Annotated in this window: 28 protein-coding genes; 20 read left to right on the forward strand and 8 right to left on the reverse strand. The window is 38.8% G+C overall.

The window, feature by feature from the left end; translation table 11 throughout:
- Positions 1-8: 8 nt before the first annotated feature.
- From H7U17_RS14020 to H7U17_RS14090, 15 genes are all read left to right on the forward strand, one after another.
- A complete protein-coding gene (locus tag H7U17_RS14020; protein WP_186757359.1) occupies positions 9-1,313 on the forward strand; it encodes a tetratricopeptide repeat protein in 1,305 nt (434 codons plus the stop codon).
- A 111-nt stretch (positions 1,314-1,424) separates the two neighbouring features.
- A complete protein-coding gene (gene lptC / locus H7U17_RS14025) occupies positions 1,425-1,976 on the forward strand; it encodes an LPS export ABC transporter periplasmic protein LptC (protein WP_186757360.1) in 552 nt (183 codons plus the stop codon).
- A gap of 33 nt (positions 1,977-2,009) precedes the next feature.
- Positions 2,010-2,225 carry a hypothetical protein gene (locus tag H7U17_RS14030; protein ID WP_186757361.1) on the forward strand — a complete coding sequence of 72 codons (216 nt, stop codon included), beginning with the start codon at positions 2,010-2,012 and terminating at the stop codon, positions 2,223-2,225.
- A complete protein-coding gene (locus H7U17_RS14035) occupies positions 2,225-3,508 on the forward strand; it encodes a hemolysin family protein (protein ID WP_186757362.1) in 1,284 nt (427 codons plus the stop codon). The genes H7U17_RS14030 and H7U17_RS14035 overlap by 1 nt, the downstream gene beginning before the upstream one ends.
- Before the next feature lie 90 nt (positions 3,509-3,598).
- Complete coding sequence (locus H7U17_RS14040; RefSeq protein ID WP_186757363.1) at positions 3,599-5,707, forward strand: SurA N-terminal domain-containing protein; 2,109 nt, start codon at positions 3,599-3,601, stop codon at positions 5,705-5,707.
- 113 nt (positions 5,708-5,820) lie between these two features.
- Positions 5,821-6,087, forward strand: a complete 267-nt coding sequence (locus H7U17_RS14045) for a DUF493 family protein (RefSeq protein ID WP_186757364.1) — start codon at positions 5,821-5,823, stop codon at positions 6,085-6,087.
- 11 nt (positions 6,088-6,098) lie between these two features.
- The gene (locus tag H7U17_RS14050) at positions 6,099-6,332 is read left to right on the forward strand and encodes a 4a-hydroxytetrahydrobiopterin dehydratase (protein ID WP_186757365.1); all 234 of its coding nucleotides are present in this window, start codon (positions 6,099-6,101) and stop codon (positions 6,330-6,332) included.
- The gene (rsmI, locus tag H7U17_RS14055; protein WP_186757366.1) at positions 6,329-7,015 is read left to right on the forward strand and encodes a 16S rRNA (cytidine(1402)-2'-O)-methyltransferase; all 687 of its coding nucleotides are present in this window, start codon (positions 6,329-6,331) and stop codon (positions 7,013-7,015) included. Before H7U17_RS14050 ends, rsmI begins: the two co-directional genes overlap by 4 nt.
- A gap of 3 nt (positions 7,016-7,018) precedes the next feature.
- A complete protein-coding gene (locus tag H7U17_RS14060; protein WP_186757429.1) occupies positions 7,019-7,807 on the forward strand; it encodes an inositol monophosphatase family protein in 789 nt (262 codons plus the stop codon).
- Positions 7,808-8,058: 251 nt separating this feature from the next.
- Positions 8,059-8,673 (forward strand): NADPH-dependent F420 reductase, encoded by a 615-nt coding sequence (locus H7U17_RS14065; RefSeq protein WP_186757367.1) that lies wholly within the window; start codon positions 8,059-8,061, stop codon positions 8,671-8,673.
- Between the two features lie 291 nt (positions 8,674-8,964).
- Positions 8,965-11,961 (forward strand): AsmA-like C-terminal region-containing protein, encoded by a 2,997-nt coding sequence (locus tag H7U17_RS14070; protein ID WP_186757368.1) that lies wholly within the window; start codon positions 8,965-8,967, stop codon positions 11,959-11,961.
- Between the two features lie 316 nt (positions 11,962-12,277).
- The gene (locus H7U17_RS14075) at positions 12,278-13,132 is read left to right on the forward strand and encodes a DUF4382 domain-containing protein (protein WP_186757369.1); all 855 of its coding nucleotides are present in this window, start codon (positions 12,278-12,280) and stop codon (positions 13,130-13,132) included.
- A 174-nt stretch (positions 13,133-13,306) separates the two neighbouring features.
- Positions 13,307-14,107 (forward strand): DUF4382 domain-containing protein, encoded by an 801-nt coding sequence (locus H7U17_RS14080; RefSeq protein ID WP_186757370.1) that lies wholly within the window; start codon positions 13,307-13,309, stop codon positions 14,105-14,107.
- Between the two features lie 32 nt (positions 14,108-14,139).
- Entirely contained in the window at positions 14,140-15,168 is a 1,029-nt protein-coding gene (gene ribD / locus H7U17_RS14085) for a bifunctional diaminohydroxyphosphoribosylaminopyrimidine deaminase/5-amino-6-(5-phosphoribosylamino)uracil reductase RibD (RefSeq protein WP_186757371.1), read from the forward strand.
- A 26-nt stretch (positions 15,169-15,194) separates the two neighbouring features.
- The gene (locus H7U17_RS14090) at positions 15,195-15,677 is read left to right on the forward strand and encodes a GAF domain-containing protein (RefSeq protein ID WP_186757372.1); all 483 of its coding nucleotides are present in this window, start codon (positions 15,195-15,197) and stop codon (positions 15,675-15,677) included.
- Positions 15,678-15,688: 11 nt separating this feature from the next.
- On the opposite strand, the gene H7U17_RS14095 is transcribed toward H7U17_RS14090, so the two are convergent.
- A complete protein-coding gene (locus tag H7U17_RS14095) occupies positions 15,689-16,264 on the reverse strand; it encodes an LOG family protein (protein ID WP_186757373.1) in 576 nt (191 codons plus the stop codon).
- Between the two features lie 157 nt (positions 16,265-16,421).
- Between H7U17_RS14095 and H7U17_RS14100 the strand changes: the two genes are divergently transcribed.
- The 3 genes from H7U17_RS14100 to H7U17_RS14110 all read left to right on the forward strand — a co-directional run bounded on the left by H7U17_RS14100 (position 16,422) and on the right by H7U17_RS14110 (position 18,209).
- Positions 16,422-17,000, forward strand: a complete 579-nt coding sequence (locus H7U17_RS14100; RefSeq protein ID WP_186757374.1) for a non-canonical purine NTP diphosphatase — start codon at positions 16,422-16,424, stop codon at positions 16,998-17,000.
- A 27-nt stretch (positions 17,001-17,027) separates the two neighbouring features.
- A complete protein-coding gene (gene udk / locus H7U17_RS14105) occupies positions 17,028-17,669 on the forward strand; it encodes a uridine kinase (RefSeq protein ID WP_186757375.1) in 642 nt (213 codons plus the stop codon).
- A gap of 93 nt (positions 17,670-17,762) precedes the next feature.
- The gene (locus H7U17_RS14110) at positions 17,763-18,209 is read left to right on the forward strand and encodes an outer membrane insertion C- signal (RefSeq protein ID WP_186757376.1); all 447 of its coding nucleotides are present in this window, start codon (positions 17,763-17,765) and stop codon (positions 18,207-18,209) included.
- A 92-nt stretch (positions 18,210-18,301) separates the two neighbouring features.
- Here H7U17_RS14110 and rpiB read toward each other — a convergent pair whose 3' ends face one another.
- The 3 genes from rpiB to H7U17_RS14125 are packed head-to-tail and all read right to left on the reverse strand — an operon-like array spanning position 18,302 to position 20,880.
- On the reverse strand, positions 18,302-18,739 hold the full coding sequence (gene rpiB, locus H7U17_RS14115) for a ribose 5-phosphate isomerase B (protein WP_186757377.1): 438 nt from the start codon (positions 18,737-18,739) through the stop codon (positions 18,302-18,304).
- A gap of 10 nt (positions 18,740-18,749) precedes the next feature.
- A complete protein-coding gene (tatC, locus tag H7U17_RS14120; RefSeq protein WP_186757378.1) occupies positions 18,750-19,595 on the reverse strand; it encodes a twin-arginine translocase subunit TatC in 846 nt (281 codons plus the stop codon).
- Between the two features lie 16 nt (positions 19,596-19,611).
- A complete protein-coding gene (locus H7U17_RS14125) occupies positions 19,612-20,880 on the reverse strand; it encodes a serine hydroxymethyltransferase (RefSeq protein WP_186757379.1) in 1,269 nt (422 codons plus the stop codon).
- Positions 20,881-21,628: 748 nt separating this feature from the next.
- On the opposite strand from H7U17_RS14125, the gene H7U17_RS14130 reads away from it, so the two are divergent.
- On the forward strand, positions 21,629-22,003 hold the full coding sequence (locus H7U17_RS14130) for a UDP-glucuronosyltransferase (protein ID WP_186757380.1): 375 nt from the start codon (positions 21,629-21,631) through the stop codon (positions 22,001-22,003).
- Position 22,004: 1 nt separating this feature from the next.
- On the opposite strand, the gene H7U17_RS14135 is transcribed toward H7U17_RS14130, so the two are convergent.
- Positions 22,005-22,238, reverse strand: a complete 234-nt coding sequence (locus tag H7U17_RS14135) for a hypothetical protein (RefSeq protein ID WP_317172744.1) — start codon at positions 22,236-22,238, stop codon at positions 22,005-22,007.
- Positions 22,239-22,345: 107 nt separating this feature from the next.
- Between H7U17_RS14135 and H7U17_RS14140 the strand changes: the two genes are divergently transcribed.
- Complete coding sequence (locus H7U17_RS14140; protein WP_186757381.1) at positions 22,346-23,251, forward strand: AEC family transporter; 906 nt, start codon at positions 22,346-22,348, stop codon at positions 23,249-23,251.
- Between the two features lie 2 nt (positions 23,252-23,253).
- Here the strand turns inward: H7U17_RS14140 and H7U17_RS14145 are convergent, their stop codons facing one another.
- The 3 genes from H7U17_RS14145 to H7U17_RS20810 form a co-directional block, all read right to left on the reverse strand.
- Positions 23,254-23,883, reverse strand: coding sequence for a CPBP family glutamic-type intramembrane protease (locus H7U17_RS14145; protein ID WP_186757382.1), 630 nt, complete (start codon positions 23,881-23,883; stop codon positions 23,254-23,256).
- Between the two features lie 39 nt (positions 23,884-23,922).
- On the reverse strand, positions 23,923-24,504 hold the full coding sequence (locus H7U17_RS14150; protein WP_186757383.1) for a CPBP family glutamic-type intramembrane protease: 582 nt from the start codon (positions 24,502-24,504) through the stop codon (positions 23,923-23,925).
- Between the two features lie 95 nt (positions 24,505-24,599).
- Positions 24,600-25,112: a CPBP family intramembrane glutamic endopeptidase gene (locus H7U17_RS20810; RefSeq protein ID WP_394353722.1), complete on the reverse strand. Its 513-nt coding sequence runs from the start codon at positions 25,110-25,112 to the stop codon at positions 24,600-24,602.
- Position 25,113 lies beyond the last annotated feature (1 nt).

Consider the following 25,113-nt stretch of genomic DNA (forward strand, 5'->3'; position numbering starts at 1 on the left):
CAACGAGTATGAAAGCTAAATTTGCATTATTAGGGTTATTATCATTTGTTGTTGTGGGCTTAACGCATGCACAGGACAATTGGAATTGGCCGTCAGATCCTCAGATGGAGGCCAAAGCTAGGGAGTATAATGCTGCCTACAATGATTATTTGAAATCAGATCAATTTATACAGGCGACCAAACCTTTACATTGGTTGTTGGTAAATGCTCCAGATCTAAACGAAGCCATTTATATCAATGGTGTAAAAGTTTATAATGGTGCTGCTGAAGCTACTGCTGATGAAGCACAAAAGGCTATTTATCAGGATTCAGTAATGACTGTTTTTGATATAAGAGCTGAAAAATACAATAATGAGGCTGATTGGATCGAAAATAAGGCTTATTATGGTTACAAATACTATAGAGCCAATAAAGACAAAGTAGCTGATGCAGCTTCTTATTTTGCTAGAGATGTTGAGCTGAATGGAGAGATCAATACTGTGGGATTGGTTCCTGCTTATTTCGACCTTGTGTACAGAAACTATGCATATAACCAAGCCTATACCGATGAAGAAGTGCTTGATATCTATGATAACCTTTATGCACGCCTAGACAAAGCGGAAGCAGAAGGTGGGGATGCATCAGGAGAGAAATCAACCTTGGACCAAATCCTTGTGGCGATGGAAATCATTGACTGTGATTTCATCCAAGAGAAATTAGGCCCTCAGTTGGAAGCAGACCCAAGCAATATTGCATTGGCAAAAAGAATTTTCCAATACTCAGTACAGTATAAGTGTACTTCTTCTGAGACTTTCGCGAAAGCATTAGAAGTAGTGGATAACGATAGTCCAACATTCTCTACTTCCCAAGTTAGAGGTTTGAGAGCTATGCAGGCTGGTGATCACGCGAAAGCTGAAGAAATGTTCAATAGAGCATTGGAGTTGGCTGAAAATGATAAGCAAAGAGCAGAAGTTACTTATGACCTTGCCAAGGCGCAGGCTCAATTAGGTAAAAAATCTGCAGCAAGACAATCTGCTTTGAGTGTTGCTGAACTTGATCCAGAAAAAGTTTCTGAAGCTTGGTCATTTATCGGTAGCTTATACATGGGCTCTTCTGCTGAATGTAGAGGAGGTCAAAGTAGGGTGAAAGACTATTCTATCTTTATAGCAGCTTATGAAGCATTTGCTAAAGCTGGTGATAATAAAGGAATGGCCAATGCCAAGGCTAGATTCCCTTCTAAAGAGGAGTTATTTACCGAAGGTTACCAAGTAGGACAAACTTTGAATACTGGATGTTGGGTAGGTCAAACAGTGACCTTGAAGACCAGAGATTAATTCAAGAATTTATACTTCTTTTGTAAAATATTAAAAGGCGGTTATAACAACCGCCTTTTTTCTTTCGTACCAAAAAAGAATTAAACAGGATTAATTTGATAAATTTGTGACATGAGACGGGGTATTTTGCTTCTTTTGATATCAATGCTTGTCTTTTCCTGCAGGGAAAGCGTGGACCTTAGACAGCTTCAAAACTATGAAGGCCCTGTAAGGGTGACCACTGGAATGGAAGTATACAGGAGTGATTCTGCACGGGTCAAGGTCAAGGTCAATGCCGAACAGCAGCTGGTATTTGACAATGGGGATTCTGAATTTCCCAAGGGGATTTTGATTCATTTTTTTAATGATAAAGGCAAGGTTACTTCCACCATCCAAGCTGATAAGGGATTTCAAAATCAAAGGGACAAAATTTACCGTGGAGAGGGAGATGTGAGGGTGCATAATTTGGAAAATGGCACCAAGTTAAATTCTGAAGAACTCTTCTGGGATGAAAGGAACGGGAAGATTTATACAGAGAAATTTGTGACTGTAACCAAAGAGGATGGGACGGTCATTCCTGCAAAAGGAATGGAGTCAGATGAATCCTTGACTGATATTACTTTCTTTGAGGTGACGGATGGGAGCATACCTATCCCAGAGGAAAATACCGGGACTAGGCCTTAAACATGGCCTGTTCCTGAATGTGAGCGATTAAATATGAAATTAAAAGGGATTATTTTATTATCATTGTCAGCAGCTTTAGTAATCATCGGGACCCATGTTACGATGACCCAGGGGATTACTTTTAGCTATCCTATTTTTATGTTTGCGGTGGCCATGTTATTTTGGTATAAATACATGAAAACCAAGATGGCAGAAAATGAAGAGCAGGAAGTTCATCAGCCACAGAAAAGAAAGAAAAAACGCCCATAATGGAATATCAATATTTGGCTTATGTCCTGATTACACTTTTGTTCTCAGCATTGTTTTCAGGATTGGAAATTGCCTTTGTATCAGCCAATAAACTTCAGATAGAACTACAGAACAAACAAGGAGGTTTTACCGGTAGGGTCTTGGCAGGTTTTATGAAAAACCCAGGGCAGTTTATTGGGACTACCTTATTGGGAAATACGGTTTCTCTGGTGGTCTATGGTATCTTCATGGCCTATCTTTTGGAACCTGCTATCATTTACTATCTGCAGTTTTTGCCGGATGGTTTTCAGGGCTTGAACAATGAGGCGACCGTCATGATCATTCAGACGATCGTTTCCACTATCATTGTTTTGATTACAGCGGAATTTATCCCAAAGAGTATTTTTATGCTTAACCCCAATAATTTGCTGGGTTTTTTTGCTCTTCCTTTTTTGGTGATCTATTATTTGTTGTATCCGGTGGTTTGGTTGGTAGTAGGGATGTCCCGTTTTTTTATCACCAAGGTGCTAAATCTGGAATATAGTGAGGACAAACCGGTATTTAAGATCACTGACCTGAATACCTTTATCCAAAATAACCTGGAAACAGAAGGTGATGATGGGATGGATATTGACACCAAGATTTTTGATAATGCTGTTGAATTCAAAACTGTAAAAGCACGGGACTGTATGGTGCCCCGGACTGATATAGTGGCTGTTGATGTGGAGGATGATATCCAAGACCTTAAAGGTACCTTTATGAGCAGTGGTCACTCCAAAATCATCGTTTATAAGGAAAATATCGATGACGTCATCGGTTATTGCCATCATTTGGAGCTGTTCAAAAAACCCAAAAGCATCGAAGATATTCTAACCCCAATAATCATTGTTCCTGAGACGGCCTTAGTGAATGAGCTTTTGGTACAGTTTATATCGGAAAGAAAGAGTTTGGCATTGGTGGTAGATGAATTTGGAGGTACCAGTGGAATTGTGAGTATGGAGGATATTATTGAAGAGATATTTGGTGAAATTGAGGATGAGTATGACAATGATGACCTGATAGAACAGCAGATCGGTGATTATGAATACCTTTTAAGTGCTAGGCATGAGATAGATTACCTCAACGAAAAATATGATTGGAATTTGCCTGAAGGAGACTATGATACCTTGTCGGGTTTTGTACTTTCCATCACAGAAAATATCCCTAAAAAGGGTGAATCAGTGGTTTATGGGCCATTTACTTTTACGGTTGTTTCCAAGCAAGAACACCGAATCGATACGGTAAAATTAAAGATAAATACATAAGAGAATTTAATAAGTAATTTATTGACAGCGATAATATTTTGAATTTACCGTTAGATGTAATTATTTTGCGACACTTCAAAAACTAGAAGAATGGCTTTAATAAAAGAAATTAGACAGAGAACAGGTCTTGCAATAGGTGTTATTGCATTTGGATTGATACTTTTCCTTGTAGGAGGAGATTTATTAGGTCCGAATTCCATGCTCCTTGGTGGTAGAGATACCACGGTAGGAGAAATCAACGGAGAAGAAATTTCCTATGATGAGTATTTGAACCAGATCGAGCTATTTAAGCAGAACTATGTTCAAAACACAGGAAGGAACCCTTCCGAAAATGAAATGTATAGCATTCGCGAGCAGGCTTGGCAGGGAATGGTAGTGAAGAAAGTGTTTTCTGAGCAATACGAAGCCCTAGGTATGACCATTTCTGATGAAGAATTGGTGGATATGGTTCAAGGAAAAAACATTGTTGCCGAGCTTCGTCAGCAATTGACCAATCCTGAGACAGGGGAGTTTGACAATCAGCAATTGATTTCTTTCTTGCAGTCTTTGGAATCAGCTCCTGCTCAGCAGCGTGCCATGTGGGCGCAGCAAGAACAAACTTTTGCTGACTCAAGGTTGCGTATCAAGTATGACAATATGTTGGCTGCCTCATCTTATGTAAATAAGGAAGAAGGAGCGTTACAATACAAGATGCAATCCAGTATTGCTGATGTGGAACATTTGTTTATTCCTTATTATGCTGTTTCGGATTCTGCGATAACAATCAATGAATCGGATTTGAAGGCTTATTTGGATGAGAACAAGGAAAGATTCCAGCCTGCAAAAACAAGAGACATTTCTTACGTTACCTTCAATCTGTATCCAAGCGGTGAGGATTCTGCAGCGGTAATTCAGGAAATAGATCAACTGACAGCAGAACTAAGAGCCAGTGACAATGATTCTGTTTTTGTTTTGAGAAATTCAGAATTCAGCAATCCATTCAGAACTTTCTTGCCTGGTCAGCCTCTTCCAACTGATTTGACCACCAATACGGAGGAAATTGAAGAAGGTGGCGTTTATGGCCCTTTCATTACGAACCGAAGTACTTATGTGACTTATAAAGTTTCTGATAAATTTGACGGCACTCCTAGAATGAGAGCTAGTCATATTTTATTTGGAACCCAAGGAATGGATGATTCGGCTAAAGCTGCTGTAAAGGCTCAAGCAGAGGAAGTGCTTGCTGAAGTGAAAGAATCAGGCAACTTCTTTGCCGCAGCCCAGCAATATGGTCAAGATGCAACCGCCCAAAGAGGTGGTGATCTTGGGTGGTTTGCCAAAGCGGACTTTGTAGAGCCATTTGCAGAAGCTGCGTTTGATGCCAAGTCTACTGGCTTGATCAATGAAGTGGTAGAGACGGAATATGGTTATCATATTATCAGTGTTACTGAATTGCCTAAGACTGAAACAGTGAAATTGGCTGTTCTTGAATTGGAATTGGGACCTAGTGATGCTACCAGAAATGAAATTTTCAGAGATGCAGATTACTTCGCTGCCAATACCGGTAATGCTGATGAGTTCAAAACCAATGCGGAGGAAGAAGGATATAGAATTATGTCCGCTGCTGAATTGGCTACCAATGCAAGAACGATCAATAATCTTACTGGTGCAAGAGAAGTAGTAAGATGGGCTTTCAACGATGCTTCTGTTGGAAGTGTTTCCCAAGTATTTGAATTGGAAAATGCCTATGTCGTAGCCACTTTGAATGGTGAGACTGATGGTGAAGAAGTGACTTTGTCTCAGGTTAGAGCTGAGGTAACTGCTCAAGTGAGAAATGATAAGAAAGCTAAAGTGATCATGGACAAGCTAGCAGGAAAAGAAAGTATTTCGGCTATGAAGGAAACTTTCCCTGAGTTTGCATCAGTGGGTACTGCTGCTGACTTGAAGATGATAGATAATACCATTCCTGGTATTGGCTATGCCCCTAAGGCTGTTGGAGCGATCTTTGGCTTGAAGGAAGGTGGTATTACCAAACCTATCAAAGAAGATATTGGAGTGATTGTAGCCAAGCTGAACAGTATAACTCCAGCAGGTGAAATTGCTGATTATAGCATGTACAAGAACCAATTAGAGGCTAGTGCTAAGCAGAGAACTACCTATATGATTATGATGGCTGCCCAAGAGTTGGCGGATGTAAAAGACTATAGATATAAGTTCTTTTAATTAGGATTTAAATATAATATGGAATCCCATTCTCATTTTAGAGGATGGGATTTTCTTGTTTAGGGGATTTAATTTTTCATCTATCATGTTAAAAGACTAAATTCGGGGTAATTATGAAAAAAGAATTTAATAAAGAGGCTTTTAAGGCGAAGTTGGAGGAGCAGAATTCCTTTCCGGCCTTGTATATGTTTAAATTTATTGTGCCCAAGGGGAAAGAAGGTGAAGTAGCTAATTTATTACCTAATAATGAGACTAGCCTGAAAGAGTCCGCAAAGGGTACTTATGTAAGCGTTACTATAAAAGCCATGATGCCAGATAGTGATGCTATTCTTGAAATTTATGAAAAAGCCTCAAAAATAGAAGGAATAATTTCTCTATAAACAAAAAGTGTATGTGGGTAGAAGAAGACAATAAACTAAAAAAGACATTTGAATTTGTAGATTTCACAGAGGCCTTTGCCTTTATGTGTAGGGTGGCTTTTCTTGCAGAGGCACAGGGTCACCATCCTAATTGGAGCAATGTGTACAATAAAGTAGTCATTGAGCTGTGTACACATGATAAAGGGAATATTGTGACGGAAAAGGACAGGAAGCTGGCTGATGCCATCGATAATCTTCAAAAATGACAGAGACAAACAGACCAAACCTTTATATAGTCCCTACCCCTATAGGTAACCTTGAAGATATTACTTTGCGTGCCATTGAGGTGTTAAAGACCGTAGATGTCATTCTCGCTGAAGATACTCGGACTACTGGGAAATTATTAAAGCACCTAGAGATCAAGCGGCCACTGCAGAGTTACCATATTTTTAATGAACATAAGGCTGTGGAAAAGCTTATTGAGCGAATGGAAGCTGGGGAGCAATTCGCCTTGGTAAGTGATGCAGGGACTCCTGCGATCAGTGATCCAGGTTTTTTGTTGGTAAGGGCGGCTAGGGAAGCTGATCTGCTTGTTAATTGTTTACCGGGCCCTACAGCCTTTGTGCCTGCTTTGGTCAATTCAGCCATGCCCAACGACCGTTTTGTTTTTGAAGGTTTTTTACCACATAAGAAAGGGCGTAAAACGCGTATAGAGAATTTGATGGAAGAACCACGAACCATGATTTTCTACGAGTCGCCCCATAGGCTTTTAAAGACCCTTAGTCAGTTTAAAGAGGCCTTTGGCGAGGATAGGTTGGCCTGTGTCTCCAGAGAGCTTACAAAGGTGTTTGAAGAGAATATACGGGGTAGTTTGTCAGAGTTAATAACGTATTATGAAAATAATCCCATCAAAGGGGAAATTGTGATTACTGTTTCAGGTAAAAATTAGATGATGGAATTAAAAGAACTTTTGGATAAAACCATTTTGATTGCCAAGGAGGCAGGGGCATTTATCAGGAGAGAAAGACAGAGTTTTGATTTAAAAGACGTAGAACACAAAGGCTTTAATGACTTAGTTTCCTATGTGGACAAAGAAGCTGAAAAAATAGTGGTCAAGGGACTTAAGGAAGCCTTGCCCGCAGCCGGTTTTATCACTGAAGAGGGAACCGCCAATAATCGAGAAGATGAATATAATTGGATAGTGGACCCATTGGACGGTACCACGAATTTCGTGCATGGAATACCGGTTTTTTCAGTCAGCATAGCTTTGATGCAAAATGACGAAATCATTTTAGGGGTGGTGTATGAAGTTAATAATAACGAATGCTTTTATGCCACCAAAGGAGGTGGGGCATTTTGTAATGATACCAAGATTCAGGTAAGCGCTGCTCCTTCTCTAGCCGAAAGTTTGATTGCTACTGGCTTTCCTTATTATCAGTTTGAAAAGCTGAATGATTACTTGGCGATTTTGAAAAGTATTATGCAGAAGTCTCATGGGATTCGAAGGCTGGGAAGTGCTGCAGTGGATCTATGTTATGTTGCATCGGGAAGAGTAGAAGGATTCTTTGAGTATAATCTGAACGCTTACGATGTCGCAGGTGGGTTGATCATAGTACAAGAGGCTGGAGGAAAGGTGAGTGACTTTGGAAATGGTACGAACTTTGTGTTTGGAAGGGAGATTGTGGCCAGCAATGGGAGTATTCATAAGGAGCTAATAGAAGAGGTGAACAAGTTTTGGTAAGCTTGATTTGTGGTCATTCGAATGATAATTTAGGGTTTTCGTCATTTGAAAAATGTATTGTGCTTGTTTTGAGTAAGATAGGTAGTGAAAAATTTGGTTAATCGATCGAAAATTTATAGTTTTCAAATGATTATACAATTAATTAATCGACCCGTACAATCACCCATTGATTACCCATTCTCTCACCAAGAAGGGTAATTTTTCCACAGTCGTTAATATTTAATACTATATTTTATAATTATACTATTTGCATGACTTTAGGAATAATAGGCGGAACAAAGCTTTCTATCAACTTGGGAAACAAATATCTTTCCATGGGGTTGAACGTTGTGTTTGGCGTAAGGGAGGAATTTGAAGCGAAACAGATTGAATGGAAAATTCTTAAAATGCAAAAGGACAAGGTTTTTGGATATTGCGAAGCAATGAAAAAGGCTGATGTCATTCTGATATGTTGTGAAAACGAATTTTTGCCATTGGTTTGTCAGTGTCTTAGTCAATTTGAAAAGACAGACAAGATCGTTCTGGATTGTACCAATGGAAACTATAATCCTAATTTTGCTTGTAATACCTGCTATATCCAAGAAAACTCTGGCTACGATAGGGTCCTAAAGGGTTTTAATAATTTAGGGCTGGATTATCCAAAATCAGATCCATTGGAATTAGTGAAGGAGACTTATTTTTGTGGGAATAATGAAGGAGATAAATCTAAGGTGAAAAAACTGATCGAACTGATAGGTTTTAAAGCAATAGATGCTGGAAATCTCAATAATGCACCGCTCTTGGAAGCTTTTTATCATCTGAGAAAACAAATCAGTCATCAAAAAAATGAAAATATCGATTACCACTTTAAGTTAATGTCTGTTTGATAAATAGATATTACTTATTTTTCACTATTATGCCCATTAGCGTCAATCCTTTGCTTAAGTTGACAGGGGGTTAATGTTTGGAGTCTGCAGCCATTGAAGTGCAGATCAAAACGACTCGATACTATTCGCTTTTAATCTTTGTTGGTGAAATTGCGTAACTACTTAATAGCATTTTTTATTCTTTCCTTTATCAAAAGTCTTCAAGGCATTAAATTTGATGTAATTTTAGAAGAATTTTTAATATGCTGGGATCAGCATGTGTTATAGGATAAATCAAATTTTAATTTTGCCATGAAGAAGACCCTGATAGTTGTATTAATTGTTTTTGCTCTTTTGCTAGTGAGCTTAATTGCACTCCCCATAGTTTTTAAGGATAAAATTGTTCAACGTATTGATCAAGAAATAGCCAATACGGTAGATGCTGATGTGTTTTATGATGCCGATAATTTTAGCCTAAGTGTACTGAAGCGATTTCCCAATATTTCAGCAACCATTGAAGAATTTGGCGTAGTCGGTCACGAGCCTTTTAAGGGAGATACTTTAGCGCATGTCAATAGTTTTCAGGTGGACCTGAATTTGTTTTCTGTGATTTTCGGGGATTATCCTGAACTGACAGGGCTTCACTTAAATGGAGGACAAGTGTATGTTAAGGTTTTGGAAGATGGTACTGCCAATTATGACATTGTGAAAGAAAGTGATGCGCCTTCAGCACCAGAAGAACCTTCCAATTTCAAATTTGGAATAGATTTAATGGAAGTCAATGATGTCAACTTTGTCTATGATGATAGACAACTTAAATATTTTATTGCCTTGCAGGATTTTCACTTAGAGGGTGCTGGAGATTTTAGTGCTGATATCTATGGAATTGATGGACGCATTGATACTAAAGTGGTGAGAATGGACTATGAAGATGTCAATTATATCAGTGATAAGACTTTTACTGCTGATACTGAAATTCAGGTGGATATGACCCAAATGAAGTTCTCCTTTGGAGAAGGACAGTTTGGTGTGAATGACTTTTTGTTTGGTGTAGATGGTTTTGTGGCCATGCCTTCAGACGATATTGATATTGATTTGACTTTCGAAGGAAAGGAGAACACCTTTAAAAGTGTCCTTTCTCTAGTGCCAGGTATTTATACAGAATCATTTTCTGGCTTAAATACCAGTGGAACCATGGATTTTGGTGGTTTTCTAAAAGGAACCTATAATGAAAGCCAGTTTCCAAAATTCAATATTGGATTGAAGGTAAAAGAGGGCATGTTCCAATATCCAGATCTGCCGAGGCCAGTTAAAGATGTTAATATTGACCTTACAGTAAAAAATGAAACTGGTAATATAGATTATACTCAAGTAGATATCCCGGCCTTTAACCTTAGTTTCGGCTCTAATCCAATATCAGGAAGGTTATTATTGGAAAACTTGATAACCTATGATGTTGATGGGCAGTTGAAAGGAAAGCTTAATCTTGCGGAGTTGACTTCTATCTTCCCAATTGAAGGGATGGAACTAAGAGGTATACTTGACTTGGACGCAACAGCCAAAGGTCGATATGATAGCGTAGCAGAAGTCATTCCCGCAATAAATGCCAAAATGAATTTAAGTGATGGTTATGTAAAAAGTGAAGAATACCCAGCACCAATTGAGGACCTTAATGTCAAAACCTCCATCGTGAACCGTTCAGGGAAAATGGCTGATTTTTTAGTGGACATGTCCAATATTGGATTTAAGCTAGAAGGCGAAGAGGTAAAAGGCAATATGAAAATCAGGGACCTAGACCAACTAAATTGGGATGGTGCTGTTCATGGTGCTGTGGACTTGGGCAAACTTAGTAAGATTTTCCCAATGGAAGATGTTATCATGGAAGGAAAGGTCCAAGCTGATATTGATACCAAAGGTAGTTATGCTGATGTTGAAGCTGAACGATATAATAAACTGGACACTAGGGGACAAGTGGTCCTAAAAGAATTTTATTATACAGACAAAGATTTGCCACAGGGTGTTCGCATCTATCTAGCCAAGGGTGATTTTAGTCCACAGGCTGTTAATTTAGCGAACTTTGACGCCAGACTTGGTGAAAGCCCTGTGAAAGCCACTGGTAGCTTATCCAATTATATGGCTTATATGTTTGAGGAGACAGCTGTTTTGAAAGGAAAATTGAATGTCAATTCGACCAAGTTCAATATTAACGAATGGATGACGGAAAGCGAAAGTACTACAGAAGATACTACTGAGCTGAGCTTGATTGAATTGCCAAAGGATATAGATTTCAGCATGAGTGTACAGGCGGATGAGGTATTGTATGATAATTTGGTTTTCAATGATGCCAAAGGCCAAATGACTTTGAAAGACGGAATATTGACTTTTAAAGATGCGGGCATGAAAACAATGGGAGGCCAAATGACTTTAAATGGGGCCTATAATACCCAGGATATTACAGATCCAAAATTCAATATGGATTTTAAAGTTCTTGGCATAAGTATTCAGGAGGCCTTCAAATCTTTTAATACCGTTAAGGCCTTTGCGCCAATCGCCCAGCATCTGAATGGTGATTTTACCAGTGGTTTTTCTCTTTCAGGTAATTTGGGGCAGGATATGATGCCCGTGCTGTCTTCTTTGGACGGCAATGGTTTGATCGAAGTGGCCCAAGCGGTTTTGGAAAACAGTAAGATTGTTAGTGGTATTACTTCATTGACAAAGTTGAAAGATGGTAACACGATTCAGATCAAAGACCTCAAGCTAAAAGCTGAAATTAAGGACGGAATGCTAGAAGTGAGTCCATTTGATATTAAACTTTGGGATTATCAGGCCAGAATTCAAGGGAGTACCGGTTTCGACGGCAGTATCAATTATTTAGTGAATATGGAAATTCCTGCTGGGAAGTTAGGAAGCCAAGCCAATAATTTATTAGCTTCGATTTCTGGTACTGAGGCAACAGGGGAAACTAAAATACCACTTTCCATTAATCTTGGTGGTACTTACCAGCAACCTAAGGTTGGTCTAGCAGGAGGAGAAAGCATGGAAACCATGCTTACCAATGCTCTTAAGGCCAGGGCATCCTCAGAGGGTAAGAAATTACAAGAGCAGTTAACAGAGCAATTCAAGGCGCAAGAAGATAGTGCGAAGCAGGAGATGAAACTGAAGGCAGATGCTGCTCAGGACAGTGTTAAAAGTGAACTGAATAAGAAAGTGGAAGAAGCTCAGAATAAGGCCGCTGATGAGGTGAAAGGCTTGGTTAAAGGCTTATTCGGTAAATCTAAGTCTTCCTCGGATACGACTAAATCCAATTAAACAAAAAGAAAAATATCAACAGGCCGGACAGAGGAGACTTTGTCCGGTTTTTTTTATCAAAGCGGCAAGAGATAAATTATTTTTCAGTGCTAACTGAAATAAAAGGAAGTGAAGCTTAATCTGAAAATGGCAATATGGTATAAATTATGCTAAAGTATTCAGCTAAATTATACACTTTTTTCCAATGTTGCTGCTTTTCAATAAATACCCGGAAATACAACTTTTATTGGGTAAATAACTGTAATCAACTACATAATTTTATTTATGGCATATATTTTGTGAAGTTCTTATACTACTAAACCAACATCTAAACATTATGAAATCTTTACAAATGAAAAATTGGATTTTAGGACTTGCGGGGCTATTGGCCTTTGCCTCATGTGATTCAGAAGATGATCCGGCTATGGAAGGCAACGCGAAAGTAAGTGTGTCTTTGATTGATGCACCTGCTGATTACGATGCTGTATGGATTGAGGTTTTAGGAGTAGAAATACTCACCAACGATGATAATGAAGAAGATGAATCTGCTTGGATAGCATTTGATAATGAAATTTCAGATGATCATCTCAACTTATTGTCCTTAGTAGGTGGAAATGAAGCTGACCTAGGTACTGAAGAAGTTCCTGCTGGTGAGATTACACAGATCAGATTATTGCTTGGAGATGATAACTATCTTGTGATCGATGAGGAGGAATTTGAACTAACTACTCCTAGTGCTCAGCAAAGTGGTCTGAAATTAAAATTGAACCAAGAATTATTGGCAGGCATTCAGTATAAGATTGTGATAGATTTTGATGCTGCCAAGTCAATTGTAGAAGCTGGAAATTCAGGAAAATACATCCTTAAGCCAGTATTAAGAGTGGTGGCTGAAGAGTCTGCAAGTATTGAAGGTCAGGTATTGCCTTTAGAAGCTGATCCTCTGGTTATCGGTATTCAAGGAGAAGATACTGTAAGAACTTACACAAACGAACTAGGAGGATTTGCTCTTAGAGGACTATATGATGGTGAATACAAAGTTATCTTCCAACCTATAGAGGGCTATGAAGCGGATACAATTTATAATGTGCCGACCAATGCCGGGGAGGTTACTATGATGGATCCTGTAGAATTGGAGTTAACTCCAGTTGAAGAAGAAGAAACGCCAACAGAAGGTGAAGAAGGTGGTGAATAAATAAACCTCACATAAAAAAACATTAATTTTAAGGAGCTTTAGAGCTCCTTTTTTTGTGCCAATAAAATTTAGGGTAATCTCAAGATCAAATTGCCCCTTGAAATGGTTACTTTTGTGATGTCGCAATCAAGTCTCGTAAGTTTGCGTTCACATCTTATATTACAATCCTTGGTCATGAATAGAATCAGGCATATATTTATTTTATTTCTACCCTTTTTGGTATTTACCAGCTCCTGTCTAGAAAATGAGGTAAATCAAAAAAGGTCTTTGGTAAATATTTATTTGATAGATGCTCCGGGTGACTTTGACCAAGCTTGGTTGGAAATTCTAAGAGTAGAAGTCTTCTTGGACGAAGTAAATAACGGAGAGACTGAAGGATGGGTGCCTTTTGATTATATCCCTTTAAGCAATATTGTAAATGTAAGTGCTTTGGTGGCTGAGAGCCAGTTAATACTAGGAAGAAGTGAGTTGGAGCTAGGTACCATTAGGCAGATTAAGTTGGTTTTAGGTGAGGAACATTACCTTATCAAAGATGAAGACAGATTAGCGCTTAGCTTGGCTCCTGAAGTAAATAATGAAGTGGTTTTGGATGTTGATTATGTACTTAGGGGTGGGAACTCCTATGATATTTATCTGGATATGGATCTGGGTAGGTCCATAAAGGCAGATCCAAACGCTGAGGAAAGCTACCTTCTGAACCCAGTCATGAGGTCCTTTGCCACAGGCGATGAAGCCTCGATTAGTGGTAAGGTCACTCCAGTTGACGCCCAGCCTTTTGTTCATGCCATTTTGGGCCAAGATACCTTGACTACCTTGACGGATGAGAGTGGGGATTTTTATTTTCGTGGATTGAGGGCTGGAGAATATCAAATATATTTTCATCCAGCAAGCCCTTATCTGGATAGTACCACTACGGTAGTGACTAAACTCGATTCACTATCCCAAATGGAAACCATTCTACTTAGACAACCTTAATTTATCCCTTCACCCACAATTATTTTATTTGAATGGAAGAGAATGAACGTTACATGCTCAGAGCACTTGAATTGGCTGAATTAGGCAGAGGAAAGGTCAGCCCCAACCCAATGGTGGGTTGTGTCATAGTGCATGATGGTAAAATAATAGGAGAAGGTTATCACCAACAATATGGCGGGCCACATGCCGAACCCAATGCTATAAATAGTGTGGATAGGCCTGAACTACTGAAGGAATCCACTGTTTATGTTAGCTTGGAACCATGTGCGCACTTTGGGAAAACTCCTCCATGTGCTAAGCTATTGGTAGAAAAGCAGGTTAAGAAAGTGGTCATAGCAGCAGTTGACAGCAATCCATTAGTGGGCGGAAAAGGTATCAGAATACTGGAAGATGCAGGGATAGAAGTGGTCACTGGCGTCATGGAAAAGGAAGCTAGGGTCCAAAACAAGCGCTTTTTTACTGCTATAGAAAAACAAAGGCCTTACGTCATCCTCAAATGGGCACAAACCATGGATGGTTTTATTGCCAGGAAAGACTATGACAGTAAATGGATTTCCAATGCCTATAGTCGCCAGTTGGTTCACAAATGGAGAGCTGAGGAAGATGCCATCATGGTGGGTACTAAAACTGCCCAATATGACAATCCAAAGTTGAATGTAAGGGATTGGGTAGGTAAAGATCCTTTGCGGATTGTATTGGATAAGCAACTTAGCCTGGATAGTAAACTTGCCCTTTTTGATCAGAGCATACCTACAATCTGCTATAATTTATTAGTGGAAGAAGAAAAAGAGCATCTTCATTATATAAAGTTAAAGCCTGATTTTAGCGTTAGTGACATTCTTGCTGACCTCCACCAAAGAAAGGTGCAGAGCATTATCATTGAAGGGGGCTCATATTTATTGGATAAATTTATCAAAAGTGAACTATGGGATGAGGCCAGGGTGTTTACTGGCAAAAGCCAATTTGAAACTGGCATTCCAGCACCCAAAATTCCATTGCCTCCTCGAGAAACTGAGGACATCATGGGTGATCGGCTGGAAATCTATCGGTCTGGAAATTAATTCTAAAAACAAAAAAATAATCAATAATGGCTGAATCCATCTACCTTCCTGAAAATGCTAGCAAAGTAGAAAAATACGAGGTAATACTTCCCCAAATTGAAGCCTTGGTCAGTGGAGAAGAAGATCTTGTTGCTAACCTGGCCAATATAAGTGCTGTGCTAAAAGAAGCTTTTGGCTTTTTCTGGGTAGGATTTTATTTGGTTAAAGGAGAACAACTGGTTTTGGGGCCATTCCAAGGACCAATTGCCTGTACTCGTATTGCTAAAGGAAAAGGAGTTTGTGGAGCTGCATGGGCAGAGGGGAAAACCCAACTTGTGCCAGATGTAGAGGCTTTCCCTGGTCATATCGCATGTAGTTCCGCCAGTAAATCAGAGATAGTTTTGCCAGCTTTTAAAGAGGGACATGTTGCTTTGGTATTGGATATTGATAGCGATCAATTGAATGATTTTGATCAATCCGATGCCGAGAAATTGGAGAAATTGATGATGATAGTTGAGCAATGCTTATAAGTATTGCTCAACTATTTTGGAGACTCCCACTTTGGGATAAACTTCGGCTTATAGGCCGTCATATTATCAAGTATTTCTGTTGGATCATCGCTAATGATCAACAAATCCATTTGTTCTTTTTTCAGGAATCCTTCCTCAGCCGAAAATTGTAAAAAGTCGATCAAGCGATCATAATATCCTTTTAGATTATAAAGGGCTAGTGGCTTTTGGATATATCCAAGCTGATTAAGAGTCATAATTTCGAAAAGTTCTTCCAAGGTTCCTATTCCACCTGGCATTGCGATAAATCCATCTCCCCGCTCAGCCATCAGCCACTTTCTATCTCGCATGGTTTCCACTATGGTCAAGTCTGTCAAGCCTTGATGGGCCACTTCCACATCAACCAATTTCTGGGGAATGATTCCATACACGTTCCTGCCCACGCTTAGCATTTGATTTGCGATCACACCCATTAGGCCTACTTTTCCAGCCCCATAGACCAAATCCATTTTTCTAAGAATCATTTCTTGGATAAGTTCCAGCGCACCCTCTTTGTAGGCTGGATTATTTCCGGTATTAGAACCACAGTAAATTGTTATTTTTTTCATTTAAATCACCTAATGGGTAAAACGATTACCCTAATTACAGGAATTTTAACCCTTTTCGCAAAGCCTTAATATTAATTGGGTACTAAGTTTTAATTATAGGCGTACCTTTGCGCAACATGCTTCTTTTGGAGCAGGAAAAAATCATTATTTTTGGATTATGAAAATCTGCTTTGCTACCAACAATCCCAAAAAAATAGAAGAGGTTAAAGCCGCCTTGGGAAATGATTTTACAATTGTTTCTCTAAAGGAAATAGGTTGTTACGAGGAATTGCCTGAAACGGGAGATACGCTCGACTTCAACGCTTTTCAAAAAGCCCGTCATGTTTTTGAAAACTATCAGGTCAGCTGTTTTGCAGATGATACAGGCTTAGAGGTACAGGCTTTGAATGGTGCCCCAGGAGTTTATTCTGGAAGATATGCTGGTGAGCCAAGAAGTGATGAGCGGAATGTTGATTTGCTCTTGGAAAACATGGCGGACCAATCCGACAGGAATGCCCAGTTCAGAACCGTTATTGCCCTGATTTTGGATGGAAAGGAATATAGCTTTGAAGGCATAGCAAAAGGAGAGATTACTAACAGCAGATCCGGTGAGGGGGGATTTGGCTATGATCCTGTTTTTAGACCCGAAAACCATGACCAAACTTTTGCTGAGCTAAGTATGCAAGAGAAAAATGCCATCAGCCACCGGGGAAAGGCTGTCAGGAAACTTATTGATTTTTTGGACAGCTTAAAATGATTACAAGGTATTTGGTAATTTAAGAATATGAGAAAACCGTATATAGTTGGCATCACAGGAGGTAGTGCTTCTGGTAAGACCTTATTTCTCAATAAGCTGCTTCACGCTTTTGATCCAGACGAGATTTGCCTTATCTCCCAGGACAACTATTATAAGCCAATTCATCAGCAACCCTTGGACGATCAGGGAATTGAAAACTACGACACACCCCATTCATTTGACTTTGAAGCTTACGCTTCAGATATCATAAAAATCCAAACAGGAGAAAAAGTGTTTCGGCAAGAATATACCTTCAATAAGCCTAATGTCATACCCAAAATGTTGGAGTTTAACCCAGCTCCTGTGGTGGTAGTGGAGGGGATTTTTGTCCTGTATTCTCCAGAATTGGCTGATTTACTGGACTTGAAATTATTCATTGATGCCAAAGACTATATCAAACTCAAAAGGAGGATCGTGCGGGACAAAGTAGAAAGAGGATGTGATCTTGACGATGTACTTTATCGATACGAAAAGCATGTCATGCCTACCTATGAGAAATATATAGCGCCTTTTAAGCATGATGCAGACCTGATCATCCCCAATAATGATAATTTTGAAAAAGCGCTTGAAATGGTAAAAGTATTTTTGAAAGAAAAGATTACTCAGCAGCCTAATATAGAAAAGGGCTAAAATTGAATTTAGCGTCGCGCTATTCTTCTTCTAGGAATTTTGGCAAAGAGTTTGCAACTGAAGTGTTGAAAACTAAACCAACTATTTATTATCATGAAGAAGTTTTTGTTATTATCATTAACTGCTTTTCTATTTTTACAACACAAGAGTATAGCCCAAATCAGTGCAGGTATTTACCAGCTCAGCTCCAATACTTATTTGGCCGTCGGTAGTGATCCAGACAAGAAAATGTTTGGAGAAGCCAGGTTAGGTGTCGGACATGATTTGGATATTGAAGGTACTTTTGGGTATAATTTTGTCCAAAAGCAGGAGGTCAATTTCTACAGTGGCTTTCATTTGGGCGTAGATGGTCATCACTACCATGATGACCATCATCATGGCCATAATCATTTTTATCTGGGTATACCTTTGGGTGTATTGATAAAACCTTTCCCTTCTGTCAGGAACTTTGGTTTCTTGCTCGAAGCTAGTCCAATTTTCGGCAATCATTTAGAGAATTATTTGAGAGGGGGAATAGGATTGAAATATACCTTCAAATAGAAAAGTATAAACTCCAAAAAAAGGCTTGACAGAGAAATCTGCCAAGCCTTTTTGTTTAGATCAGGCCACTGAAATAGCCCTATCTAATTTATTTACTGACAAGCTATTTTATTTACTCTATTGGCATGTCTCCCTCCTTCAAAATCAGTGTTTAAGAAGGTCTCAACCATGTCCTGCGCCAATTCATAAGGCACAAACCTAGCAGGGATAGAGATAACATTGGCATCATTGTGCTGTCTGGAAAGCTCAGCAAGGTCCTTATTCCAGCAAATGGCTGCACGGATACCTTGATGCTTATTGGCAGTAATGGCGACACCATTTCCGCTTCCACACACGACTATTCCTTTCTCAAATTCACCACCTTCAATTGCATCACACAAAGGATGTACATAGTCCGGATAATCCACAGAAGCATCCGTAAATGGACCAAAGTCCTTTACTTCTAATCCTGCCTCTTTCAAATACTGCACCAACTTCTGCTTATAATCGAAGCCGGCATGATCTCCACCAATTGCTATTTTTTTGGACATGATACTAATATTAATCGTTTTCTATTAATTCTTCTTCCTCTCTTCTTCTCTTTTCCAGACGCTTGGCTATCATAATCCCTGTTTCATACAATACGAGGATTGGCATCGCAATGAGCAACTGGCTAATCACATCAGGAGGAGTAATAATGGCTGAAAGCACCAAGATCATAACCACCGCATGTCTTCTGTAGGATTTCAGCATGGCTGAACTAACCAAACCTGACATGGATAGGAAATAAATCACCACAGGAAGTTGGAACATCACCGCTGAAGCCAAGACCAACATGATCAAGGTAGAGATATAAGAGGTGATGTCAAATTCATTGGCAATGGAAGGGTCCAGTCGATAATTGGACAGGAAATTAATGGATAATGGGGACAAGATATAGTACCCAAAAGCCGCTCCCATAAAGAACAACAAACTTACGAAGAAAACAGCTCCACGGGCAGCCTTTCTTTCCTTGTCATAAAGCCCAGGACTTATAAAACGCCATACTTCCCAGAATACATATGGGAATGAGACGATCAATCCCACGACCAAACTGGATGTCATGTGCATGGAAAACTGGCCGGTCATCTGACGGCTTTGCAATATAAAAGGAAGCTCGTCTATGCACAATGCCGAAATACCTAAGGACTCCGACAGCTTGCACAGCATTCTATAAGTAAAGAAATCTACTTTAGAAGGGCCTAATATAATTTGCCCGAATACGATGCTTTTGGAAAGGAAAGCCAGCACGGAAAATATCAGTACTGCAGCTATGGATCGGACCAAATGCCAACGCAATTGCTCCAAATGATCCAAAAACGACATTCCTTCTTCTTCCTCTTCTTCCCTGTATTGATCTAATGCCACTTAATTTTAACTTTTCTTAGTACAATGGAAACTGAACCATCCAATCATTCACTTCTTTCTTGATTTCAGCAAGGGCTGATTCATCTTCATGGTTCATCAAAGCCTTATCGATCAGGTCAACAATCTTAACCATTTCATTTTCTTTCAGGCCTCTGGTGGTAATGGCAGCCGTACCTATACGCATTCCTGATGTTACAAATGGAGAACGAGTATCGAAAGGTACCATGTTTTTATTGATGGTGATGTCCACCTTGCCTAAAGTCTCTTCAGCGATTTTACCGGAAAGATCCTTGTTTCTAAGGTCGATCAACATCAAGTGATTGTCTGTACCCCCAGAAATCAACTTATATCCTTTTTTCACGAAGGCATCAGCCATCACGGAAGCATTTTTCTTTACTTGAAGAACATACTCCATGTATTCGTCAGAAAGGGCCTCTTGGAAAGCAATCGCTTTTGCAGCGATGATGTGTTCCAAAGGTCCACCTTGCATGCCAGGGAATACAGCAGAATCCAATAATTGGGTCATTTTTCTCAATTGACCTTTAGGGTTCTTCAATCCAAATGGGTTGTCGAAATCTTCACGCATCATGATCAATCCCCCTCTAGTACCCCTAAGGGTCTTGTGCGTAGTGGTCGTCACAATATGGCAATGCTCCAATGGATCATTCAATAGTCCTCTAGCGATCAAACCAGCAGGGTGAGAGATATCCGCTAGTAATAAAGCGCCAACCTCATCTGCAATCTCCCTGAATCGAGCATAATCCCAATCACGGCTATAAGCAGAAGCACCACAAATGATCAATTTTGGCTGAACTTCTCTAGCTTTTTCAGCTACTTTGTCCATATCGATCACGCCGGTCTCTTCTTCTACACCATAAAAGTTAGGCTTATAATTTTTGCCCGAAAAGTTAACTGGAGAGCCATGGGTAAGGTGACCACCATGAGAAAGATCAAAGCCTAGAATGCTATCACCTGGGTTCAAGCAAGCCAAGAATACGGCTGCATTGGCCTGTGCTCCTGAGTGAGGCTGAACATTGGCCCAAGTAGCACCGAAAAGCTCCTTGGCACGGTCGATGGCAATTTGCTCAATATCATCCACTACTTCACAACCTCCGTAGTAACGCTTCTTTGGAAGTCCTTCAGCATATTTATTGGTCAATACACTACCGGCAGCTTCCATCACCTGCTTGCTGGTGAAGTTCTCTGAGGCGATCAATTCAATACCTCTTTTCTGACGATCTTCTTCTTTTTGGATTAGGTCAAATATTACCTGGTCTCTTTTCATGAGTATGCGCTTATTTTTACAGTATTTTTCTGTCCAAAATAAATTGGGGCTTTCCCGTCATCCCCTATGGTTAAGCCGGAAATAACGGATATATTTTTGGCTGCCCAAAATTAGTTCGAAACAATGTATTATCCAATTGATTGAGAAATTGCTTCTACATAAATTATTAATGCAAAAAAAATACTTTTTCCGAAATTTTGATTTTGCCTTTATTCAAGCAGATGCTTATTTATTTTAAAAAAGCCCAAAGATGAAGTAATTATGATTTTTGCGACCTTTAAAATGGCACTTTATATTCGCCTTTTTTCAAAAGGAATATCGGCCTTGTCTACTGACAAATAGAGTTTTATGTATGTCTGAAATGGTGCTTTTATCTAAGTTTTGTATATTTCTAACAATAAATAGGTCTAGTCGGTACGAGCTCTATGGTTAGAGATAAGACCTTGTAAACGAGACTGCCTTTCCTGTAGGTTTGTTACTCGTTAAAATCAGTCACTGCCTGTTTTCTTTACGCTCGTCCCCGCAATGCACGAGCTAACTCATTTTCTTAAAACTCACCTCAACTTCCACAATACCGGGCCTCCAAAGGCCAGTCAATTATATACTGTTGAATATCTTATTTCTTTTCATCTAAGGAATAGAAATAAAAACACAATAGTTAAATAAAATCAAAGGGGCGTATTAACACATAGGTCAGTTTGAATAAACTTTGCATTTATCCTAACTTTGGGTTCAACAAGAGATTGCTATGATTGATTTTGAATTTGCCCCTAAGAGCTATTTCGATGGCACAGGCCCTTCAGCCTTGCTGGCCAAGCTTTCTTACCCAGAAAGCCAGTGGGGAGAGGAAATGAGTATTTATGCGGCGCCTTTGGATGGCAAAATCTATTATGAGGTAGTGGATTTTTACGGTAATGAATTTGATCTCAGTCCAGAAAAATCCAAAAAACCCTTGACCCTGCAGGAATTGATTTTCCTCATAGAGACCTTAGAGGTGGTGGACAATAGTGTAAAAGGGGATATGAATCTTACACTTGCAGGAATTCCTGAAGCAAAAAGCAATGTATACCCACAGTTGGAGGAGTATTTTACTCAGAAAAGAAAAAATTTCGGGATGCTTTAATTTATAAATCCCAAATACTGTATGTGCTATCTTGGTGCAGTTGTATGATATTCAGCCAGTATTCATAGGTTTCAAAATCTATACAATCTGTGAGTTCGATTCCCTGAAAATTGATTTTCTTTACAGTGTTCTTTGGTAAAAAGCTTCTCAGGTCATTTTCCTGATCTATGGACAATTGGGATAATTGAATAATACGTTGGTCTCCGATCAGCATCGGTACTACTTTGGTCATCATCTTGTTCTTTTTATTATTTCAAATAAAATACAGATAAATAAAACATTGAATAATAACAGGTTATATTTCTGTTAATAATTCTGAAAAACTGCTATAATTTTTAATTTATGACCAATATCATTCTTGTCATTCTCTGCTTAATCATTGGCATATTATTACAGCAACTCAAGGAATTGCCCAAAGACGCACCCAAGACACTCAATACCTATTTGATTTATATTGTATTGCCGGCATTGGCATTACTGCATATTCCTGACACAGAGCTGTCTTTAAGCCTTTTGCTTCCAGTGCTCACCGCTTGGATCAGCTTTGGAATATCCTGGCTGCTCTTCGGGAGTTTGGGAAAAAAGTTGGGTTGGAGCAAAACCACTACTGGCTGCTTGATCATCGTTCCAGGATTGGCCAATACCTCCTTTATAGGTTTTCCGATCATCGAAGCATTGTATGGGGGAGAAGGATTGAAAATTGCCCTTTTGGTAGACCAAGCGGGTTCATTTATCATTGTCAGCAGCATTGCCATCATCGTAGCCTCCATCTATGGGCATGAAAAGAAACGTAAAAGGGATGTCACCAAAAAAATCCTGACCTTCCCCCCTTTTATCTTTTTCTTGATTGCCTTGGGTATGAATATTTTCCATTGGGAGTTCTCCGGAACCATGCATGAGATCCTACAGGCATTTGCAGCTACCTTGACCCCATTGGCCCTGATTTCCGTAGGCCTTCAGGTAAAAATCAACGCCGAGACCCTTTCCCTAAGGCCACTATGGTACGGGCTGGGCTATAAATTATTGCTGATCCCCTGCCTGATATTCTTTGTCTATCAATTATTATTGCCTACCGACGGCATCCTTTATAAGGTTAGCGTAATGGAAACCGCTATGGCACCTATGATTACCGGCTCCATCATCGCCATCAACCATGATCTCAACACCAAACTGGCTTCATTGCTGGTAGGTATAGGCATCCCACTTTCCTTCGGCAGCTTGGTTGGCTGGTATTATTTGGTGGGCTAATCTTAGGAACTATAGATAAAAGTATTTATGGTTAAAGCCGTTGCGTTATACAACATATGAGTGATTATTGCTGATGTTAATCCTGAATTATATCGAATATATGAAAAATATACAGCTACAGGAAGCATTGCTACCATTACAAATAAAAAACTAATATATCCTGAATGGTGGTTGACTTTACTCAAATGGAATAAAGAAAATAAAACCGAACTAAAAAGCATTGAAACATAAAACAGAAGTTTTGATATCCTTACCTGATCATCCACACGATATCTATCAGTTAATATAAGGCATAGTAAAAACAGAAAACCTATTGATATTTCAATCGTCCATTCGGGCAATATAATTATGCCCAATAAAACCTGAGGAGTAATTAACCAATAATGCTTTCTTAATCCATTTAGATAACCTCTAAAGAAAAGCTCTTCTATTGCCGGAGCAATCATCAATGCGCTTAAAACCCCAGAATAACTTAAAGTTTCAAAAGTTTGATCATTTCCAGCTACCTCAAAAAAACTTGCCGCCCGGTCAACCACAAAGAACTCGAATAGTAATAACACTACAAAAATCCCCAAATAGATTAAATATAATTTCCCATCAGTTAATTTCTTATGGGAAAAAGTGAAATTCATAATATGCAAATAGAAATTCTAATTTTATGAAAAATTTGATTAAAGTATTGAATTCAAACTCAAAACAGTAAAGTTTATTAGGCTATGAAAAAGCATGGCAGTCCAAAGCCCTTTTTCAAGTCTGATACAAGATAAAAATATACCTCCTGGAACAAAAGCCATCAGTACAACCAAATATCGGTTTAAATCTGAATCCCCTTCTATGGTTTTTAAGTGACTGAAGGCAAAAAGGACGGATATAAACAATATGGATAGATAAAGTAATTTTTTTGAAATCTTGCTTCCATCTTTACCATTAATACTTTCCATATAAAACAAGGTGATCAAGGCTCCAGAAAAAAGAATGATCCAGATAATCCATGAAAAATTAAGCAATGAGGAAATTATTATCGGAATAACAATAAACAAATAGTGCTTGACATATCCACTTAAATACGCCCTAAAGATAAGTTCTTCTAAGAAGGGAGCTATTATTAAGAGTCCTAGCAAATCTTCCCAATCTGAACTTTGAAAATCAGGCGTTTCCCCCGTTACTTCAAAATAATAAGCAATGGAATCTACTATAAAATGATTATACACCATTAATATCAAATATAGAATAAGAATCGTTTTCCAATTCATTGTGTTGTCGTAGGTCCCTATAGTCTGATCATAAAAATAATTGATTTGTTTGCTGACTTCCTTACAAAAAAAAATGAGCGGTTTACTATCTAGGTTTAAAGATTAAGTTTTAGTACATCCATAAGAATGAACCCAAAGAAATTAGTGCATGCATGTATCAGCACTACTGTAAGATACCCATTGAGATCATGTCTTTTCTTAGCCAATAAATAAAAAGAAGCATATAATACTCCTGCCAAAAGCGTAAACAGTACATAATATAAATTATAAGAATGAGATAAGCCAAAAGCGAGAGAAGAAATGGCAATTGCAAAATAAATGCTGTGGCTAATCCGAAATTTATTGAATATAAACAGCACCGTTTCGATGATGAGAAATTGAAAAAGAAAGGTTTCCAAAAATGGGGCTATAATGACAGTAAAAAGAAAAATATTCGTCAATGATTCTTCCTCCAAATAATTGATTTTAGCCACATCACTCTCTCCTATTTCTGAAAATAATATTGATATTAAAAAACAGAATAAAATATTTAGAACACATAAGCTAAGCAAGAAAGAAGACCTATGGATTTGAAGTAAAAAGAGGTGAAAATTATCGATCAATTTCATT

Source organism: Echinicola salinicaeni (genome assembly GCF_014280965.1).
GTDB lineage: Bacteria > Bacteroidota > Bacteroidia > Cytophagales > Cyclobacteriaceae > Echinicola > Echinicola salinicaeni.

What these genes read in the sequence shown, in the direction of transcription:
- H7U17_RS14020 (WP_186757359.1), top strand. Translation starts at nt 9, where the DNA reads ATGAAAGCTAAATTTGCATTATTAGGGTTATTATCATTTGTTGTTGTG.
- lptC (WP_186757360.1), top strand. Translation starts at nt 1,425, where the DNA reads ATGAGACGGGGTATTTTGCTTCTTTTGATATCAATGCTTGTCTTTTCC.
- H7U17_RS14030 (WP_186757361.1), top strand. Translation starts at nt 2,010, where the DNA reads ATGAAATTAAAAGGGATTATTTTATTATCATTGTCAGCAGCTTTAGTA.
- H7U17_RS14035 (WP_186757362.1), top strand. Translation starts at nt 2,225, where the DNA reads ATGGAATATCAATATTTGGCTTATGTCCTGATTACACTTTTGTTCTCA.
- H7U17_RS14040 (WP_186757363.1), top strand. Translation starts at nt 3,599, where the DNA reads ATGGCTTTAATAAAAGAAATTAGACAGAGAACAGGTCTTGCAATAGGT.
- H7U17_RS14045 (WP_186757364.1), top strand. Translation starts at nt 5,821, where the DNA reads ATGAAAAAAGAATTTAATAAAGAGGCTTTTAAGGCGAAGTTGGAGGAG.
- H7U17_RS14050 (WP_186757365.1), top strand. Translation starts at nt 6,099, where the DNA reads ATGTGGGTAGAAGAAGACAATAAACTAAAAAAGACATTTGAATTTGTA.
- rsmI (WP_186757366.1), top strand. Translation starts at nt 6,329, where the DNA reads ATGACAGAGACAAACAGACCAAACCTTTATATAGTCCCTACCCCTATA.
- H7U17_RS14060 (WP_186757429.1), top strand. Translation starts at nt 7,019, where the DNA reads ATGGAATTAAAAGAACTTTTGGATAAAACCATTTTGATTGCCAAGGAG.
- H7U17_RS14065 (WP_186757367.1), top strand. Translation starts at nt 8,059, where the DNA reads ATGACTTTAGGAATAATAGGCGGAACAAAGCTTTCTATCAACTTGGGA.
- H7U17_RS14070 (WP_186757368.1), top strand. Translation starts at nt 8,965, where the DNA reads ATGAAGAAGACCCTGATAGTTGTATTAATTGTTTTTGCTCTTTTGCTA.
- H7U17_RS14075 (WP_186757369.1), top strand. Translation starts at nt 12,278, where the DNA reads ATGAAATCTTTACAAATGAAAAATTGGATTTTAGGACTTGCGGGGCTA.
- H7U17_RS14080 (WP_186757370.1), top strand. Translation starts at nt 13,307, where the DNA reads ATGAATAGAATCAGGCATATATTTATTTTATTTCTACCCTTTTTGGTA.
- ribD (WP_186757371.1), top strand. Translation starts at nt 14,140, where the DNA reads ATGGAAGAGAATGAACGTTACATGCTCAGAGCACTTGAATTGGCTGAA.
- H7U17_RS14090 (WP_186757372.1), top strand. Translation starts at nt 15,195, where the DNA reads ATGGCTGAATCCATCTACCTTCCTGAAAATGCTAGCAAAGTAGAAAAA.
- H7U17_RS14095 (WP_186757373.1), bottom strand. Translation starts at nt 16,264, where the DNA reads ATGAAAAAAATAACAATTTACTGTGGTTCTAATACCGGAAATAATCCA.
- H7U17_RS14100 (WP_186757374.1), top strand. Translation starts at nt 16,422, where the DNA reads ATGAAAATCTGCTTTGCTACCAACAATCCCAAAAAAATAGAAGAGGTT.
- udk (WP_186757375.1), top strand. Translation starts at nt 17,028, where the DNA reads ATGAGAAAACCGTATATAGTTGGCATCACAGGAGGTAGTGCTTCTGGT.
- H7U17_RS14110 (WP_186757376.1), top strand. Translation starts at nt 17,763, where the DNA reads ATGAAGAAGTTTTTGTTATTATCATTAACTGCTTTTCTATTTTTACAA.
- rpiB (WP_186757377.1), bottom strand. Translation starts at nt 18,739, where the DNA reads ATGTCCAAAAAAATAGCAATTGGTGGAGATCATGCCGGCTTCGATTAT.
- H7U17_RS14125 (WP_186757379.1), bottom strand. Translation starts at nt 20,880, where the DNA reads ATGAAAAGAGACCAGGTAATATTTGACCTAATCCAAAAAGAAGAAGAT.
- H7U17_RS14130 (WP_186757380.1), top strand. Translation starts at nt 21,629, where the DNA reads ATGATTGATTTTGAATTTGCCCCTAAGAGCTATTTCGATGGCACAGGC.
- H7U17_RS14135 (WP_317172744.1), bottom strand. Translation starts at nt 22,238, where the DNA reads ATGATGACCAAAGTAGTACCGATGCTGATCGGAGACCAACGTATTATT.
- H7U17_RS14140 (WP_186757381.1), top strand. Translation starts at nt 22,346, where the DNA reads ATGACCAATATCATTCTTGTCATTCTCTGCTTAATCATTGGCATATTA.
- H7U17_RS14145 (WP_186757382.1), bottom strand. Translation starts at nt 23,883, where the DNA reads ATGAATTTCACTTTTTCCCATAAGAAATTAACTGATGGGAAATTATAT.
- H7U17_RS14150 (WP_186757383.1), bottom strand. Translation starts at nt 24,504, where the DNA reads ATGAATTGGAAAACGATTCTTATTCTATATTTGATATTAATGGTGTAT.
- H7U17_RS20810 (WP_394353722.1), bottom strand. Translation starts at nt 25,112, where the DNA reads ATGAAATTGATCGATAATTTTCACCTCTTTTTACTTCAAATCCATAGG.